Below are 15,654 nucleotides of genomic sequence, written 5' to 3'. Positions count from 1 at the left end.
AGTTCCGGTAGAACTAATTACAGAACCCTGAAAAAATCATTATTTTTAGGTATGTGCTTAACCTTTTTCCAGCCGTACACAGCAGCGGCATCAGCACAAATTATATCCTTAAATATCACAAAAGGAACTATCACTGAAGTTTTTAAGGCGATTGAAGACCAAAGTGAATATAAATTCTTTTATAATGACAATCAAATCAATTTGAATAAACGGGTTGATGTCAATATCCATGAAGAATCCATAGAACAAGTATTAAACAATGTCTTTAGAGGTACGGATATTACATATAAGATCGTCAAGAATCACGTAGTACTTACCAACAAGACCATGAAAGATACGAAGTTACCATCTACCAACCAAAATCGCAAACGGCTAACCGGACAAGTAGTAGGACAAGAAGGGGAGCCTCTGATCGGAGTAAACGTTGTGGTAAAAGGTACGACAATCGGATCTATGACCGATATGAACGGAAACTACATTCTAGAGAATATTCCCTCCAATGCTACCGTTGAATTCTCGTACATCGGTTATCTCCAACAAAGTATCAACGTAGGCAATAAAAGTACCCTCAATGTTACTCTAGCGGAAGACACTCAAAAGTTGGATGAGGTAGTAGTCGTTGGTTATGGATCATTCAAGAAAAGCGACTTGACTGGTGCCATCTCACAGATCAAGGGTGACGAAATATCAGGACTTCCTCTTCGAAGTGCCTCTGACGCTTTGCAAGGTAAAGTGGCCGGTGTAACTATCACCGCAAATTCAGGTAGCCCCGGTTCATTAGGCGATGTTCGTATACGTGGTGTAGGTACTCTTTCTCAATACGGAAACAACCCATTGTATGTTGTCGATGGGATGCCACAAAGTGATATAGGTTGGCTGAACCCCCGTGACATCCAAAACATAGAGGTATTGAAGGACGCTTCCGCACAAGCTATCTACGGTTCTCGTGCAGCTAATGGTGTCGTACTAGTAACCACAAAGCGTGGAGCAGATGGCGACTCATACCGAAGCAATATCGAGTTCGACATGAGCGTAGGTTTCCAAGCCGCATCCAAACGCTACGATCTACTTGATGCCGAAGGGTTCATGGAATATAAGAACCGTGCATATGCCGCTGCAGGCAAGGAACTAACAGAAGATTTCGCTACACCAGAGAAAAGAGAGGCTATCTTGAGTTTCTTGGAGAAAAACGGAGGAAGAGAAGGAACAGACTGGTGGGACGTAGTAAATCGCAAGCCTAGCGAAGCTATGAACCAAAACTATAACCTCGCGTTGTCCGGTGGTATGAAAAAACTAAGATACCGCGCAAGTTTCAATTACATGAATCATAAAGGTATATTAAAGGGATCTGACTACGAGCGTTTATCTGGACGTTTGAACATAGATTCTGAGGTTACGAAATGGCTAAACGTTTCAGCGAACATGAACGTGAACTATCAGTCTCGCAGAAACATTCAGGAAAACGACTCATACAACGCCACAGCATTCATCGCTGCTGCCGCAGATCCTATCACTCCTATCCATCGTGACAACTTGGTGGATGTGCCCGATTTCATGCAGGATCGCATCTATAATGGTTATGAGCCTACGAATTCATGGTCTAAATATACCGGAGTGCTCTACTCCAATAAAATGAACCCGTTGGCTCAAGTGGAGAGAATGGCTCAGAATAAATGGCATGGTATCGCCACCAAGGGTAATTTGACCGGAGAATTCAAGCTATTCCCGTTCTTAACATTCAAGTCCAGTATCGCTGTCGACTTGAAACGTGAGCAAAGTGATTCTTTCACTCCGAAATATTACCTTGACGGTGATGAGTACAGCTCATACGCTACCGTGGAACGTACGGTATACAACACCGACTATTGGGTTTTCGATAACTACTTGACTTATGCGCAGAAGTTCAACAAGCACAACGTGTCTGTGATGGCTGGTACATCTGCCGAAAAGGAGCGTTATGAAGAGATTGCCGCCAGCAAGCAAGGAATGGCTAACAACGACCCTAGCCAGCAAATCATCAATGCAGGTACGATCAATCCGGCAGCAAGCGGATGGTACAGAGTGAATACATTAAACTCATACTTCGGTCGTGTATTCTATTCTTTTGACAATCGCTACATGATTACGGCAAACATCCGTTGGGATGGCTCATCCAAATTTGGCTCAGGACACCGTTGGGGATTCTTCCCTTCCATATCCGGAGGTTGGAACTTCTCCGAGGAACACTTCATGGAGAACACCAAGAGTTGGCTGTCTCAAGGTAAGTTGAGAGTTGGTTGGGGCGAGATCGGTAATCAAACTATTCCCGCAGGAGCATACTTGAGCCAGTATAGCAACGGACATCCATCGATGTGGTACGCCCAGTATTACATGTTCGGAAATACCAACCCGACATTATTCGCTTCTCGCTCGCAGGTAGGTAATCCGAATTTGAAATGGGAGACTACAAGACAGCTTGACCTTGGCTTGGATTTGGCCTTCCTAGAGGGCTCTTTGAGATTCACATTCGATTACTATTCTCGTGACACCAAAGACATGCTCGTACAAGTTCCGAACCCAGCCAGCATGGGATTCCCCAACACTCCATGGGTGAATGCAGGAAGCATCAGCAACAAGGGATTCGAAGTTTCTATCGGATATGACGGAAAGGTGGGAAACGACTTCAAATACCACATCAACGGCAACGTATCTACCTATAAAAATAAAATCAAGGATCTAGGTAGCGAGGCTAATATTCCAGGTAAAGAAGTACATCTAGGTTATTATACATACACCATGACTGAGGTTGGAAAACCTCTCGGTTACTACTATGGTTACAAGACCGATGGCGTGTTCCAAACTCAGCAGGAGATTGACAACTATCAAAACAATGGTCAAGTGGTAATGCCTAACGCAAAGCCCGGAGACTTGAAGTTTGTCGACTTAAACAAGGACGGCAAGCTAGGTGACGAAGATCGTACAATGATCGGTAACCCACATCCAGACTTCACCTTCGGCCTGACTCTTGGAGCCGAGTACAAAGGTTTCGACTTCTCAGCCTTCTTCCAAGGATCTGTTGGCAACGACCTTCTCAACATTGTGAAGTATGACATTTACGGTGGCGTGGGGTGGTATAACGCTCCGAAAGACATCTTGACTACTTTTTGGAATGGCCCGGGCAGTACGAACGAGAACTTCGCCATCGATGCCGACAGTCGTTTGAACCGCGAAATGTCTGAGTGATATGTAGAGGATGGTTCTTATGTTCGCTTAAAGAACCTGACAATCGGTTACACGCTCCCGTCTTCTATCACACGTAAGATCACATTAAACAACCTCCGCATATTCGTGGCCGCACAAAACCTGTTCACGATTACGGGGTATTCTGGACTTGACCCGGAGATCGGCGAGTTCAACCAGAACCCGATCTACAAAGGTATCGATATGGGATATTATCCACAGGCCAGAACATTCATGTTCGGTATCAGTATGAAACTATAATCATTAAATCTAAAGACGATATGAGATCAATTATAAAGAAATGGAAAGCGGGTGTCATCGCACTTAGCACCGGAGCCTTGGTTGTTAGCTGTAATTCAGATTTCTTGGATCGTCCCACATTGGGTACGATGGACGAGACAACCTTCTTGAAAACAGAGGAAGCAGGCTATAAATTGTTAACAAGTTGCTACCAGCCCATGCTAGATATATGGGCATTCGAGCAAATGTGGTTCGATTTGGGCGACCAAATCACCGATGACTGCTCAAAAGGTGGGTCAGATGCTGCCGACCGTGTGACCATCTCAGAGCTAACACGCGGTAACCCTCCAACGACAAACTCAATGCTAACAGACATATGGAACCATAGGTTCAAGATCGGCATCTCAGCATGCAATGTATTCCTCGCAAACGTGACTCCGGAGACAGAGCTTATCGCCAGTGGAGGATCATTGGTGAGCCAAGAAGTAAAGGAGCGCTGGATAGCGGAAGCAAAGTTCATGCGTGCGTTCTACTACTATGACTTGGCAACCGTATTCGCCAACGTGCCTATAATCGATACGCCATTGTTAGCCGAAGACAAAAACAGCATCACCAAGGCCAGCAAGGAGGAGGTGCAGAAGTTCATCCTATCAGACCTTGACGCTGCTATCGGTAGCGGCAAACTGCCTAGTGCCAAGAGTTTGAGTGCTGATGAGCTTGGACGTATCACGCAAGAGGCTGCCCTCTCCTTCAGAGCTCGCGTGAAGATGTTCTTCGGTGACTATGAGGGAGCCAAGGCCGATCTTAAGGTGGTTGTGGATAGCGGATGCTACGAGCTTGTGGACGACTACCAGAAGCTGTTCAATAGCAAGACCGATGGATACATGTCGAAAGAAGCCGTATTCATCACACTTCGAGCCTACCAGCCTCCTTACACATCGCTAGGATCTGTTGGTCCTCAGATGGACATGGGACGTAACGCCATCGGGGGATGGGGTGGAGAATGTCCCACGAATGACTTGGCAGAAGAATACGAGGTGGGAGACCCGCGCCTAACGCATACCATCATCTCTCACGGAGATATCTTCTATAAGGCAAATATGAAGGAAACCGAGACTCACGACTACTCGGGCTACGACAACTTCCCGAGACAGCATAGTCGCAAACATTGGATCGACTATTCAAGAAGACCAACCGGAAGCTTGATGGAAACCGACTGGTCATTCTACTACATCCGCTATGCGGACGTATTGCTCATGTATGCCGAATGCCTTATCGAGACTGGAGGGAACAAGCAATTGGCCGTAGATTTAATCAACCAAGTCCGCCACAGGGCATTCGTGACATCTTCTCCTACAGATAAATTCGCTCAATACCGCAAGTTCAACGTGCCGGAGGATAAACGTGTGACGGAAGAGATCTTCAACAGTAAATACAAAGTGAAAATATCTGATGACTTGCGCAAGGCCGTGCGCCACGAACGTCGCGTCGAGTTAGCTTGCGAGGGACGCCGCTACACAGACCTCCTGCGCTGGGGTATTTTCGTACCAACCATGCAGGCCTTCAACAAGACCGATGAAGGACGATACTCCGGAGCCGGAAGCAATGTCACCGACAAGACATGGCCATACCCTATTCCACAGAATGAGATCGACTTCGTGGGAGGTTCATTGGTACAGAACGAGAACTATTAAGACTCGATAAAACGCTTGTCTAATCCATTTATATAACCTTATCTAGGCAAATGGCAATCACTCGCCGTTTGCCTATTTTTAACAATATTTTGAATTTTCAACAACATGAGACGCTTAGCGATTATACTAGTCGGACTGATCCTTTGCCTAGGGATCTCGCAAGCCAAGAACAAACATTTACGAGTGATGAGCTATAATATACGCATCGGTATCGGCATGGATGGAGAAACCGACCTAGGCCGAATAGCCGACGCTATCAACCGCATAACCCCCGACTACGTGGGACTGCAGGAGGTAGACAGCGTATGTGAACGCTCTTTTTGGGTGAACCAATACGCCGAACTGGCCAAGCACACAGGGATGTACCCGATATTCGCCCCAGCCACTTCCCGCTCAAAAGGGCTTTATGGGATAGCAGCCCTAAGCAAGGTCCCCCCCCTATCCTATCGAGTCATCTCACTGCCGGGGAAGGAGGAGCCTAGAGTACTACTTTGCCTAGAGTACAAAGACTACATACTGTTCAACACCCACTTCTCGCTTGACAAGGAATCGCGCATAGAATCGATAAAAGTCATTAACCAAATCGCCACTGAATATGATAAGCCCATCATCATCACTGGCGATTTCAACATGACTCCTGGTTCTAATGAGTTCGAGGCTATGAAAAGCAAATGGCAACTCCTGTCAGACCCTTCGATCAAGACATATCCCGCAGACCGCCCTCGCTTACGGCTTGATTATATCTATGGAGACATGAAAAAGAATTTCAAGGTGACAAAGGATGTGGTGGTAGACGTAATGTCATCCGATCATCTCCCGCTTTACATAGATGTAGAGTTCTAGCCTTAAAAACCTTTCTGAAGAACTAAACATAACTATTTTAGGCCCTTCTTGCCTCATGGAAAGGCAGGAAGGGATCACACTGCAAAAAGGTAACTTTAGTTGGTTTTAAGCAAAATATTTCCTAGTTTTGCGCAATAATATACAGAATTAAAATAAACTGGGATATGAAGAATATAATCATTATAGCTAGTTTACTCCTCGGGATGCCGCTTATGGCACAAACCAAGGTGGTAAAAAAGAACGCCGTAAAAGCCAATAATTTCGGAATCACCTACTCGTTACCCAAGACCTCGCTAGTCGTAGACGCCGAAGTGACGAAAGTAACTTGTAAAGCCGGACCTTACTATCAATATGCCGAGAAGTATCTTGGCGTGAAAGATGCGGTCACGGAAGACAAGGTTTATTTCGATCTCGGAAAAATCAGTCTGATCAACCGGGGATTACCCGATGCGGATAATACCTATATCGTAGAATTCAAGCAAGGTACGGTCGCCCCTTACGCTTATCTTACCGAAGATGGACTATTATGTTCGATAAACGCAGAATATACGCCGGTTGAATCCGAGCTAGATGCCGCGAAGAAAAATAAAGGCTCCCAACAAAAAGTAACAGACGCTTCCGTCTTCTCAGAGGAATTACTAATGGCAGGCTCCACCGCCAAACAAGCGGAGGTGGCCGCTAAACAAATTTACCGTATCCGGGAAAGCCGTTTGAACATCTTGACCGGCGAGGCGGATAATTTACCCCCCGATGGTGAAGCCATGAAACTGGTGATCCAGCAATTGGAGGAGCAAGAAAAAGCATTAACAAACCTATTCACCGGAATCTTGACCAAAGAAACCGAGCATTATGAGGTAAGCATTATCCCTCACGACAACCTAGACAAAGAAGTATTGTTCCGTTTCTCCAAGCAGCTAGGTATCGTAGACGCTGACGATTTGGGTGGTACCCCTGTCTATATGAACTTGAAAGCGACAGAAAGAGCTCCGATCCTTGATGCCAAGGAAGCCGAGAAGAAAGACAAATCATTGAAAGGAATCGTCTACAATGTTCCGGGAAAAGCCAGCATAGAAATACTAATGAACAAAAAAACACTCTACAAAGGAGAGGCCCAAATCACTCAATTCGGAACACGGGAAGGATTAGCCCCTGTTATGTTTGAGGATAAGAAAGCCCCTGTCAAGGTTCTTTTCTATCCGGAAACCGGCGCCATAAAGCAAATTATTCAATAAGTATAAACTAATATTATCTAAAACACATGTTACAAGGACAACCTAAAGGTCTCTATGCCCTAGCACTCGCGAACACGGGCGAACGCTTCGGTTATTACACGATGCTTGCGATTTTCACACTATTCTTGCAAGCGAAATTCGGCTATACGGCCGCTGAGACATCAACGATTTTCGCTAGCTTCTTAGCGTTCGTGTATTTTATGCCATTGATTGGCGGTATGATGGCCGATAAGTTCGGTTATGGAAAGATGGTTACCTCGGGTATCATCATCATGTTTGTCGGTTATCTTTTATTAGCCATCCCAACAGATGCCGCCTCGGGAAAAATCATGATGTTCGGCTCGCTAGCGCTAATCGCTTGCGGTACCGGATTATTTAAAGGTAACTTACAAGTGATGGTAGGTAATCTTTATGATGCCCCGGAATATAGAAGTAAACGTGACCAAGCCTTTAGTTTGTTTTATATGGCGATCAATATCGGTGCCATGTACGCACCTACGGCTGCCACTAAAATGACAGACTGGATGTTGGGTAAGTATAACCTTTTCTACGAGTCACAAATTCCGGCACTCGCTCACCAATTCTTAAACGGAACCATCTCCGCAGAGAACAAAGAGGCACTCGCCGCTCTGCAAAGCGCACAAGGTTTCACCGGCGATATGGCTACGTTCTGTTCCACGTATATCGAGAAGTTGTCTGAGGCATACAACTATGGATTCGGTGTGGCTTGTATCTCATTGATCATATCGATGGCTATCTATATGGGATTCCGCTCTACCTTTAAGCATGCGGATGTCAATACCAAACAGGCACAGGCTTCCCACGCTCCGCAAGAGGAATTGTCACCTGCCGAGACGAAACAACGTATCACCGCCTTGCTGCTGGTATTCGCCGTGGTATTGTTCTTCTGGATGGCTTTCCATCAGAACGGTCTGACGATGACGTTCTTCGCTCGCGACTATACGGCCAACCAAGTGACCGGACTGGATCGTATCGGCTTTGATGTGATTAACTTAACATTATTGGTTATCGCCGTGTATGGAGGATTCGCTATCGCACAATCCACAACGAGTAAAGGCAAAACGATCGCCGGCATCGTGACCGTGGCCGCATTAGCCGCTCTAGGTATCAAATATATGGCTATGCCGGAAACCGTAACGATCCTTCCGCAGACCTTCCAGCAATTTAACCCGTTCTTCGTGGTTGTATTGACTCCGGTATCGTTGGTGATCTTTGGTTATCTGGCTAATAAGAAGAAAGAGCCGTCCGCTCCTCGTAAGATCGGATTGGGTATGATGATCGCCGCTTGCGGTTTCTTGATCTTGGCGATCGGTTCTATGGGCTTGCCTACACCGGACGCTTTAGCGGCGGATAGCAAATTGCAGGTATTGGTTTCTCCGAACTGGTTGATATCGACTTATCTGGTATTGACCTTCGCCGAATTATTGCTTTCTCCGATGGGTATCTCTTTCGTATCCAAAGTGGCTCCTCCTAAATACAAAGGTATGATGATGGGTGGGTGGTTCGTGGCTACGGCTATCGGTAACTATCTGGTCGCTATCATCGGTTATTTGTGGGGAGGCATGCAGTTATGGATGGTATGGAGCGTGTTGATCGTTCTTTGTTTACTGTCTGCGTTGTTCATGTTCTCTATCATGAAGAAACTGGATAAAGTGGCTTGACAATTGAGAATTGAAAATTAGAGGATGAGGAAGTCGTATACATATCGTTCGCAGGCACTCCGTTTCAGAAGATGGAGCCGGAAGGCGTATGCGGCTTTCATCAGTATACAGAGGGCTGTTACGATCGGACAATTATCCTTTTCCGTAGCCGATCGCTTCGAGAAAAAGAACCAGTCTTTACATACTGGTATCGGTACGTTCACGGACGGATTTTTCGAAGAGGATGACGAGGAGAGGGAGAATACCGAGGAGAACAAACGGAGCCTCGCGGTATCGCATGGACTGTTTACGGCATTACTCCCGGTATTGGTATCAAATGAGATCGCTCATCCGGCTCATCGTGTAGCTCACTATACATTATATAATATAGTAAAGGCGGGAAGTATTCTTTGGGATACTTTCCGCCTTTCTTATTTCCATCCGGTTGTAGAGACGGGGTATATATATACGTGGAATTATTAAATGAGAGAAAATGACAATAGAAAAAGCAAAGCAGTACATCCTAGAGGGTGGGAAGATTACTGAGGAACAGGCTTTAAGCTTGGTGAATCACCCGGACAAAGAGGCGCTTTACGAGGCCGCCCACCAAATCACCCGCCATTTTATGGGGAATAAGTTCGACACTTGTTCCATCATCAACGCCAAAAGCGGCAATTGCAGCGAGGATTGTAAATGGTGCGCACAGTCGGGACATTACAAGACCCTCGTAAACTTATATCCTTTGCTCCCTGCCAAGGAATGTGTCTATCATGCGGTATATAACCGGAAACAGGGTATCCGGCGTTTTGCCTTGGTGACTAGCGGTAAGCGAGTATCGGATCTGGAAATGGAACAGATCACCGATACGATCCGGCAAATCAAGCGGCAAAGCGATATTAAATGCTGTGCCTCCATGGGATTGCTAACCCGCTCCCAACTCCAATCGCTTTACGATAGCGGAGTGGAGAATTATCACTGCAATATAGAGACCGCCCCTTCCTATTTCCGTCAACTTTGTTCCACGCATACGATCGAGCAGAAGATGGAAACCATCCATACCGCCCGGGAAATCGGTTTCCGTATATGCTGCGGTGGTATTATCGGCATGGGCGAGACGATGGAGGAACGAATCGAGATGGCTTGTTTCTTACAGAAAGAAGGTGTCTTATCCATCCCTCTCAATTTATTACAGCCGATACCGGGAACTCCTATGGAGAATACACATATCCTAGAAGAAGAGGAATGGCTAACAACGATCGCCCTTTTCCGCTTGATCAATCCGAACGCATTTCTCCGTTTCTCCGGCGGACGGGCACAATTAAGCGAGGCCACGCAACGGAAATCCCTATATATCGGGATTAACTCCGCGATCATCGGAGACTTATTAACGACTATCGGAAGCAAGGTAGAGGAAGACAAAGTCTTATTTACCTCCGAAGGTTATTCACTCACCGAAAACACCGATTGGGAAAAATGACAACAACCGAACTTTTACAATACGACCGGGATCATCTATGGCATCCCTACACCTCGACCATCGATCCACTTCCCGTCTATCCGGTATCCAAAGCGGAAGGCGTAACGATAACCCTTGCGGACGGCAGGGAGCTAATAGACGGAATGTCTTCTTGGTGGGCGGCAGTCCACGGATACAACCATCCGGTACTTAACGCGGCGGCTAAAACCCAATTGGATAAGATGAGCCATATCATGTTCGGGGGATTCACGCACGAGCCGGCTGTTGAGTTGGCCTCTAAATTACTACCGCTATTGCCCCCTTCCCTAGAAAAGATATTCCTAGCGGATAGCGGCTCGGTCGCCGTGGAGGTCGCCTTAAAGATGGCGATCCAATACTGGCAGTCCAGAGGCATACCGGAAAAACATACCTTCGCCACGATCCGTAGCGGTTATCATGGAGATACTTGGCACGCCATGTCGGTATGTGATCCGGTGACAGGCATGCATGGGATCTTCTCAGGAAGCCTACCCATCCAATACTTCATACCTCAACCTTCAGTCCGGTTCGGCGAGAAATGGAGAGAGGAGGCCATGACTCCCTTGCGGGATTTATTAGAACGGCACGCCGACGAGATCGCCGCCTTGATCTTGGAACCGGTCGTACAGGGGGCAGGAGGCATGTATTTCTACTCTCCCACTTTCCTCGTCCGTGCCCGGGAACTTTGCGAGCGGTATAACGTCTTATTGATATTCGACGAGATAGCGACAGGCTTCGGACGTACCGGAAAGTTGTTCGCATGGGAACATGCGGGAGTCGAACCCGATATCATGTGTATCGGAAAGGCGTTGACAGGAGGTTATCTTACGCTTTCCGCCACGATCACGACGAAGCCAATAGCCGACACGATCTGCTCCGGCGAGGCAGGATGCTTTATGCATGGACCTACGTTTATGGGAAATCCCTTGGCATGCGCTATCGCTTCGGCCTCGATCTCTTTATTGATCGCCAGCCGTTGGCAAGAGAAAGTGAAGCTTATAGAGGAGCAATTGCGGACGGAGTTAGCGCCAGCCGCCAAGCTGCCTGAAGTCGCTGAGGTACGGGTATTGGGAGCGATCGGGGTTATCGAGATGAAGCATCCGGTGGATATGGCGGTATTACAACGCCAATTCGTAGAGGAAGGGATATGGGTACGTCCGTTCGGACGGCTGGTTTACCTCATGCCTCCTTTCATTATCTCCATGAATGAACTATCCAGACTAACCTCCGGATTATTGAGAGTATTAACGCATAATTAACATATCTACAACCGGGTAATATATAGATATATGAAATCATATAACGAGCAACTTACGGCTTTACGAGCCTCCGGGAATCTTAGGCACCTACCGGAAGTCGAGCATCAAGGAATATGGATATTAAAAGAGGGAAAGCGTATGCTGAATCTCTCTTCCAACGATTATCTTGGATTAGCCAGCCGGCAGGATTTACAAGAGGAGTTTCAAGCATCCACACAAGACCGCTTCTATCCCTACTCCTCATCATCATCCCGCTTGCTGACGGGTAATTTCTCCGTATATACGAAACTGGAGAAACAGATCGCCCGTTCCTTCGACCGGGAAGCCGCATTGATCTTCAATAGCGGCTATCATGCCAACACCGGAATCCTCCCGGCCTTAACCGATAAACAGACCTTATTACTCGCCGACAAGCTGGTGCACGCCAGCATCATCGATGGCATCTTGTTGAGTGGCTCCCCATTCCTCCGTTACCGCCACAACGACTATGACCAACTGGAACGCCTCGTACAAAAGAACGCCTGTCAATACGAGACGATCATCATCTTGACCGAAAGCATTTTCAGCATGGACGGGGATGTAGCGGATTTAAACCGCCTGATAGCTATCAAAAGGCAATATCCCAATATCCTATTGTACGTAGACGAGGCTCATGCCATCGGAGCCCGTGGAAAGACGGGGCTAGGTATCGCCGAGGAACAAAGTTGTATCCAAGAGATCGATCTATTGGTCGGTACTTTCGGCAAGGCGTTAGCGTCTATGGGGGCCTATTTGGTTTGTTCCCGTACGATACGGGAATATCTGGTCAATACGATGCGACCGCTCATATTCAGTACGGCCCTGCCACCGTTCCAAATCGCATGGACTTCCTTCATCTGGGAGCAACTCCCCTCGTTCACGAAGGAACGGGAGAATCTTCTAGCATATAGCCGATTGCTGGCGGAGGCTTTAACGGGCAAAGGAGGCGAGATCAGCCAAAGCCACATCATCCCTTTCATTGTGGGAGAGAGCGAGGATTGCGTACGGAAAGCGGAAGAGCTACAACGAAAAGGCTTCTACTGCCTCCCCGTTCGCCCGCCGACAGTGCCCAAAGGTACCTCCCGTATCCGCTTCTCCCTTACGGCAAACCTCACAATAAAAAATATTCATCAACTGATTGTAGAGACGGGGCGTGCCTTGTCTCCCACCGGGACATGCCCCGTCTCTACACCCCCGGATAGATAACTGGATAGATAGTATGTATATAAATTGAATTGATAGTATGTATATAGATAAGATAATAAATAAGCTATCCCCTAGTCTGATCCTCTGTCTCGCCGGCTGGTCCACCTCGCCGGAGCTTTTCCGCCATCTGGAAGTACCGGAGCAGACAGACCTATGGATTGCCTACGATTACAGGACGCTCGCATTCGAAGAGGCATTCGCCCCCTATAAAGAGGTACATCTGGTCGCTTGGTCTCTAGGCGTATGGGTAGCCACCCGACTCTGGGCAGGCCACCGATCCTTTACCACGGCGACCGCCCTGAACGGTACCCCTTTTCCCATGCACGATACGCTAGGCATCCCGACCGCGATCTTCGAGGGAACCCTCCATCATATCAGCGAGGAAGGCATGCGTCGCTTTAACCGCAGGATGTGCGGAGACAAGGAGACATTCAATCGCTATTCGGAACTCTCACCACGTCCGCTGGAGGAAATCAAGGAGGAACTGGAATCTCTATATAATCAGATCCTCCCGGAAAAGCTCGAATCAGCCGATCCACGGATATCCACCTTCTGGGATCAAGCCATCCTATCCACCGAAGATAAGATATTCCCGGCAACCAACCTCCGGAACTACTGGCAAGGCCGTTGCCCCATCCAAGAGATCAAGGCGCCTCATCTTCCTTTTTACCACTATCAATCATGGAACGAATTATGGAAGTAATCGAACAAGAACGGATCCGCCGGCGTTTCAGCCAAGCGGTGAATACATACGACGATCACGCGGATGCCCAGAAACGGATATGCGCCCATCTGGTACAGCTATTGACCGTATACACCTCCTCTCATTTCCGCAGGGTGCTGGAAATCGGTTGCGGAAGCGGCGGATTCACCCGTTTATTAAAACAAGAATGCCAAATCGAGGAATGGGTACTCAACGATCTTTGCGAGACTTGGCAAAGCGCCATCGAGGAGTTGTTTCCTTCCGCCACTCCTCTATTCTTGGCCGGTGATGCCGAGCGACTGGCTTTTCCCGGCACGTTCGACTTGATTGCCTCGGCCTCCGCCCTGCAATGGATGAAAGACCTTCCACGTTTCCTCCATAAGCTATCGTCCACCCTATCGCCCGGAGGCATGCTGGCTTTCAACACCTTCACGCCAGACAACCTTCACGAGATCAAGGAACTGACCGGAGAAGGGCTCACCTATCCTACCGCCGGACAATTAAGGGAGTGGTTATCCACCTACTTCCAGATCGTCCATGAAGAGGAAGGAAATATCGCCCTGACCTTCCGGCACCCGCTGGAGGTGCTAAGACATCTAAAGTACACGGGTGTCACGGCCAACGCCTCTTGCGTCTGGACACGGGGAAAACAGGAACGTTTCTGCCGGGATTATCAAGAGAGATTCCCCTCGGCGGATGGTGGGGTCACATTAACTTACCGTCCACTCTATATCTTAGTGGTCAAAAGATAAAGGTGAGGTAGGTCGCCTCTTCCGAGGTATTGATCCTTTCACCTATATGATATGATCGTATCACAAGGGTGAAACGATCTTTTCACCTAGGTGATACGTTCTTTTCACAAAGGTGAAAAGATCAATAGCGCAGAAGAAAAGGAATAAATCTCTTAGAGACAAGGGGTAATATCCATAGAGACAAAAGATTAATCAAGCAACTATTTAAACAACAGAACAATGAACCATCAAACGAAAGAAAATGTATTATTTATCTCCGGCATAGACACGAACGTCGGAAAGACCGTAGCCACCGGAATGATCGCCAAGGCATTGGCGAAAGCCGGAAAGAAAGTGATCACCCAAAAGATGATACAGACCGGATGCGAGCACGTATCGGAGGATATCGAGGCACACCGCCAAATCCAAGGGCTCCCCTTTACCGACGAGGATACGCAAGGACTGACTTGTCCTTATATCTTCACCTATCCCTGCTCTCCTCATATGGCGGCGGCGAAAGATGGAAGACGTATCGATTTAGACACGATCACCCAAGCCACTCGGCGATTGCGAGAGACCTACGAGTATGTATTACTGGAAGGAGCTGGAGGACTGATGGTTCCGAACGACATGGAATCCCTCACGATCGATTATGTAAAGGAACAGGCGTATCCCTTGATACTTGTCACGTCCGGCAAGCTGGGAAGTATCAATCATACTTTGCTCAGCCTGTACGCCTGCGAACGATACGGCATCGAGGTAAAAGCCATCGTCTATAACCAATATCCAAGCATCGACCCACTGATCGAGGCGAATACCTTGGAGTATCTAAAGGCCAAATTCCCGGAGATCCCCTTAATCCTCCTTCCGGAAATGAAAAAGGGAAGCGAGGAGCTTCCCGATATTCGCCCGTTGCTATAACGCCCTATCAAGCCGGATCAGGAAACAGATCCAGTATTTTCTGATCCGCTTTTCTCCGGATCTCCGGTGTAATGCTATCCTTCACCATTTTCAATACGAAAGTCATCACCGCCACATCGTCCGTGAAGCCGATAATGGGGAGCACGCTCTCCGGGATCAAGTCGAAAGGCAATATAAAGTATCCTAAAGCCCCGATTATATAAGCCTTATGTTGAAGAGGTACCTTTTCATCCTGCAACATATAATACAGCGTGAAGACAGGACGCAATACCGTAGCCCCCACTTTCTTCGCTACCCGCTCTATCTTCTTCCAGAAACTCTTCTCCGAGAAATAAGTCCCATATCTTTGTATCTCATGTACTTCCTCGAAAGGAACATCCTCAATCTTTCTTGTGTCCATAAACGAATCCTATTAAATCATCTTTCACAAAG

14 protein-coding genes are annotated in these 15,654 nt (G+C 47.5%); 13 read left to right on the top strand and 1 reads right to left on the bottom strand.

Annotation, left to right across the window (positions count from 1 at the left end):
• Positions 1–51: 51 nt before the first annotated feature.
• The 13 genes from HMPREF0999_RS09650 (at position 52) to bioD (ending at position 15,222) form a co-directional block, all read left to right on the top strand.
• Positions 52–3,222, top strand: a complete 3,171-nt coding sequence (locus HMPREF0999_RS09650) for a TonB-dependent receptor (protein WP_009275815.1) — start codon at positions 52–54, stop codon at positions 3,220–3,222.
• 105 nt (positions 3,223–3,327) lie between these two features.
• A complete protein-coding gene (locus tag HMPREF0999_RS23315) occupies positions 3,328–3,480 on the top strand; it encodes a hypothetical protein (protein WP_010183733.1) in 153 nt (50 codons plus the stop codon).
• A 20-nt stretch (positions 3,481–3,500) separates the two neighbouring features.
• The gene (locus HMPREF0999_RS09645; RefSeq protein WP_009275814.1) at positions 3,501–5,153 is read left to right on the top strand and encodes a RagB/SusD family nutrient uptake outer membrane protein; all 1,653 of its coding nucleotides are present in this window, start codon (positions 3,501–3,503) and stop codon (positions 5,151–5,153) included.
• Between the two features lie 105 nt (positions 5,154–5,258).
• Complete coding sequence (locus HMPREF0999_RS09640; protein ID WP_010183735.1) at positions 5,259–5,996, top strand: endonuclease/exonuclease/phosphatase family protein; 738 nt, start codon at positions 5,259–5,261, stop codon at positions 5,994–5,996.
• Between the two features lie 164 nt (positions 5,997–6,160).
• Positions 6,161–7,228: a DUF4831 family protein gene (locus HMPREF0999_RS09635; RefSeq protein ID WP_005854780.1), complete on the top strand. Its 1,068-nt coding sequence runs from the start codon at positions 6,161–6,163 to the stop codon at positions 7,226–7,228.
• 26 nt (positions 7,229–7,254) lie between these two features.
• Positions 7,255–8,910 carry a peptide MFS transporter gene (locus HMPREF0999_RS09630; RefSeq protein WP_009275811.1) on the top strand — a complete coding sequence of 552 codons (1,656 nt, stop codon included), beginning with the start codon at positions 7,255–7,257 and terminating at the stop codon, positions 8,908–8,910.
• Between the two features lie 24 nt (positions 8,911–8,934).
• Entirely contained in the window at positions 8,935–9,372 is a 438-nt protein-coding gene (locus HMPREF0999_RS09625) for a hypothetical protein (protein ID WP_009275810.1), read from the top strand.
• Between the two features lie 10 nt (positions 9,373–9,382).
• Positions 9,383–10,366 carry a biotin synthase BioB gene (bioB, locus tag HMPREF0999_RS09620; RefSeq protein ID WP_009275809.1) on the top strand — a complete coding sequence of 328 codons (984 nt, stop codon included), beginning with the start codon at positions 9,383–9,385 and terminating at the stop codon, positions 10,364–10,366.
• Positions 10,363–11,643: an adenosylmethionine--8-amino-7-oxononanoate transaminase gene (bioA, locus tag HMPREF0999_RS09615; RefSeq protein ID WP_009275808.1), complete on the top strand. Its 1,281-nt coding sequence runs from the start codon at positions 10,363–10,365 to the stop codon at positions 11,641–11,643. The genes bioB and bioA overlap by 4 nt, the downstream gene beginning before the upstream one ends.
• A 30-nt stretch (positions 11,644–11,673) precedes the next feature.
• The gene (locus HMPREF0999_RS09610; protein ID WP_005854770.1) at positions 11,674–12,867 is read left to right on the top strand and encodes an 8-amino-7-oxononanoate synthase; all 1,194 of its coding nucleotides are present in this window, start codon (positions 11,674–11,676) and stop codon (positions 12,865–12,867) included.
• 37 nt (positions 12,868–12,904) lie between these two features.
• A complete protein-coding gene (locus HMPREF0999_RS09605) occupies positions 12,905–13,570 on the top strand; it encodes a DUF452 family protein (RefSeq protein ID WP_008780176.1) in 666 nt (221 codons plus the stop codon).
• Complete coding sequence (bioC, locus tag HMPREF0999_RS09600; RefSeq protein ID WP_009275807.1) at positions 13,561–14,322, top strand: malonyl-ACP O-methyltransferase BioC; 762 nt, start codon at positions 13,561–13,563, stop codon at positions 14,320–14,322. Before HMPREF0999_RS09605 ends, bioC begins: the two co-directional genes overlap by 10 nt.
• A 219-nt stretch (positions 14,323–14,541) precedes the next feature.
• A complete protein-coding gene (bioD, locus tag HMPREF0999_RS09595; RefSeq protein ID WP_009275806.1) occupies positions 14,542–15,222 on the top strand; it encodes a dethiobiotin synthase in 681 nt (226 codons plus the stop codon).
• Positions 15,223–15,229: 7 nt separating this feature from the next.
• On the opposite strand, the gene HMPREF0999_RS09590 is transcribed toward bioD, so the two are convergent.
• Positions 15,230–15,622: a YkvA family protein gene (locus HMPREF0999_RS09590; protein WP_005854762.1), complete on the bottom strand. Its 393-nt coding sequence runs from the start codon at positions 15,620–15,622 to the stop codon at positions 15,230–15,232.
• Positions 15,623–15,654 lie beyond the last annotated feature (32 nt).

The sequence above is a fragment of the Parabacteroides sp. D25 genome, assembly GCF_000307475.1.
Classification (GTDB): domain Bacteria; phylum Bacteroidota; class Bacteroidia; order Bacteroidales; family Tannerellaceae; genus Parabacteroides; species Parabacteroides distasonis.
Note: the sequence above shows the minus strand (reverse complement) of the source record. Positions and strands in the feature narration are given on the sequence as shown.

Coding starts and splice junctions, on each gene's coding strand:
- HMPREF0999_RS09650 (WP_009275815.1), top strand. CDS start 52: ATGTGCTTAACCTTTTTCCAGCCGTACACAGCAGCGGCATCAGCACAA.
- HMPREF0999_RS09645 (WP_009275814.1), top strand. CDS start 3,501: ATGAGATCAATTATAAAGAAATGGAAAGCGGGTGTCATCGCACTTAGC.
- HMPREF0999_RS09640 (WP_010183735.1), top strand. CDS start 5,259: ATGAGACGCTTAGCGATTATACTAGTCGGACTGATCCTTTGCCTAGGG.
- HMPREF0999_RS09635 (WP_005854780.1), top strand. CDS start 6,161: ATGAAGAATATAATCATTATAGCTAGTTTACTCCTCGGGATGCCGCTT.
- HMPREF0999_RS09630 (WP_009275811.1), top strand. CDS start 7,255: ATGTTACAAGGACAACCTAAAGGTCTCTATGCCCTAGCACTCGCGAAC.
- HMPREF0999_RS09625 (WP_009275810.1), top strand. CDS start 8,935: ATGAGGAAGTCGTATACATATCGTTCGCAGGCACTCCGTTTCAGAAGA.
- bioB (WP_009275809.1), top strand. CDS start 9,383: ATGACAATAGAAAAAGCAAAGCAGTACATCCTAGAGGGTGGGAAGATT.
- bioA (WP_009275808.1), top strand. CDS start 10,363: ATGACAACAACCGAACTTTTACAATACGACCGGGATCATCTATGGCAT.
- HMPREF0999_RS09610 (WP_005854770.1), top strand. CDS start 11,674: ATGAAATCATATAACGAGCAACTTACGGCTTTACGAGCCTCCGGGAAT.
- HMPREF0999_RS09605 (WP_008780176.1), top strand. CDS start 12,905: ATGTATATAGATAAGATAATAAATAAGCTATCCCCTAGTCTGATCCTC.
- bioC (WP_009275807.1), top strand. CDS start 13,561: ATGGAAGTAATCGAACAAGAACGGATCCGCCGGCGTTTCAGCCAAGCG.
- bioD (WP_009275806.1), top strand. CDS start 14,542: ATGAACCATCAAACGAAAGAAAATGTATTATTTATCTCCGGCATAGAC.
- HMPREF0999_RS09590 (WP_005854762.1), bottom strand. CDS start 15,622: ATGGACACAAGAAAGATTGAGGATGTTCCTTTCGAGGAAGTACATGAG.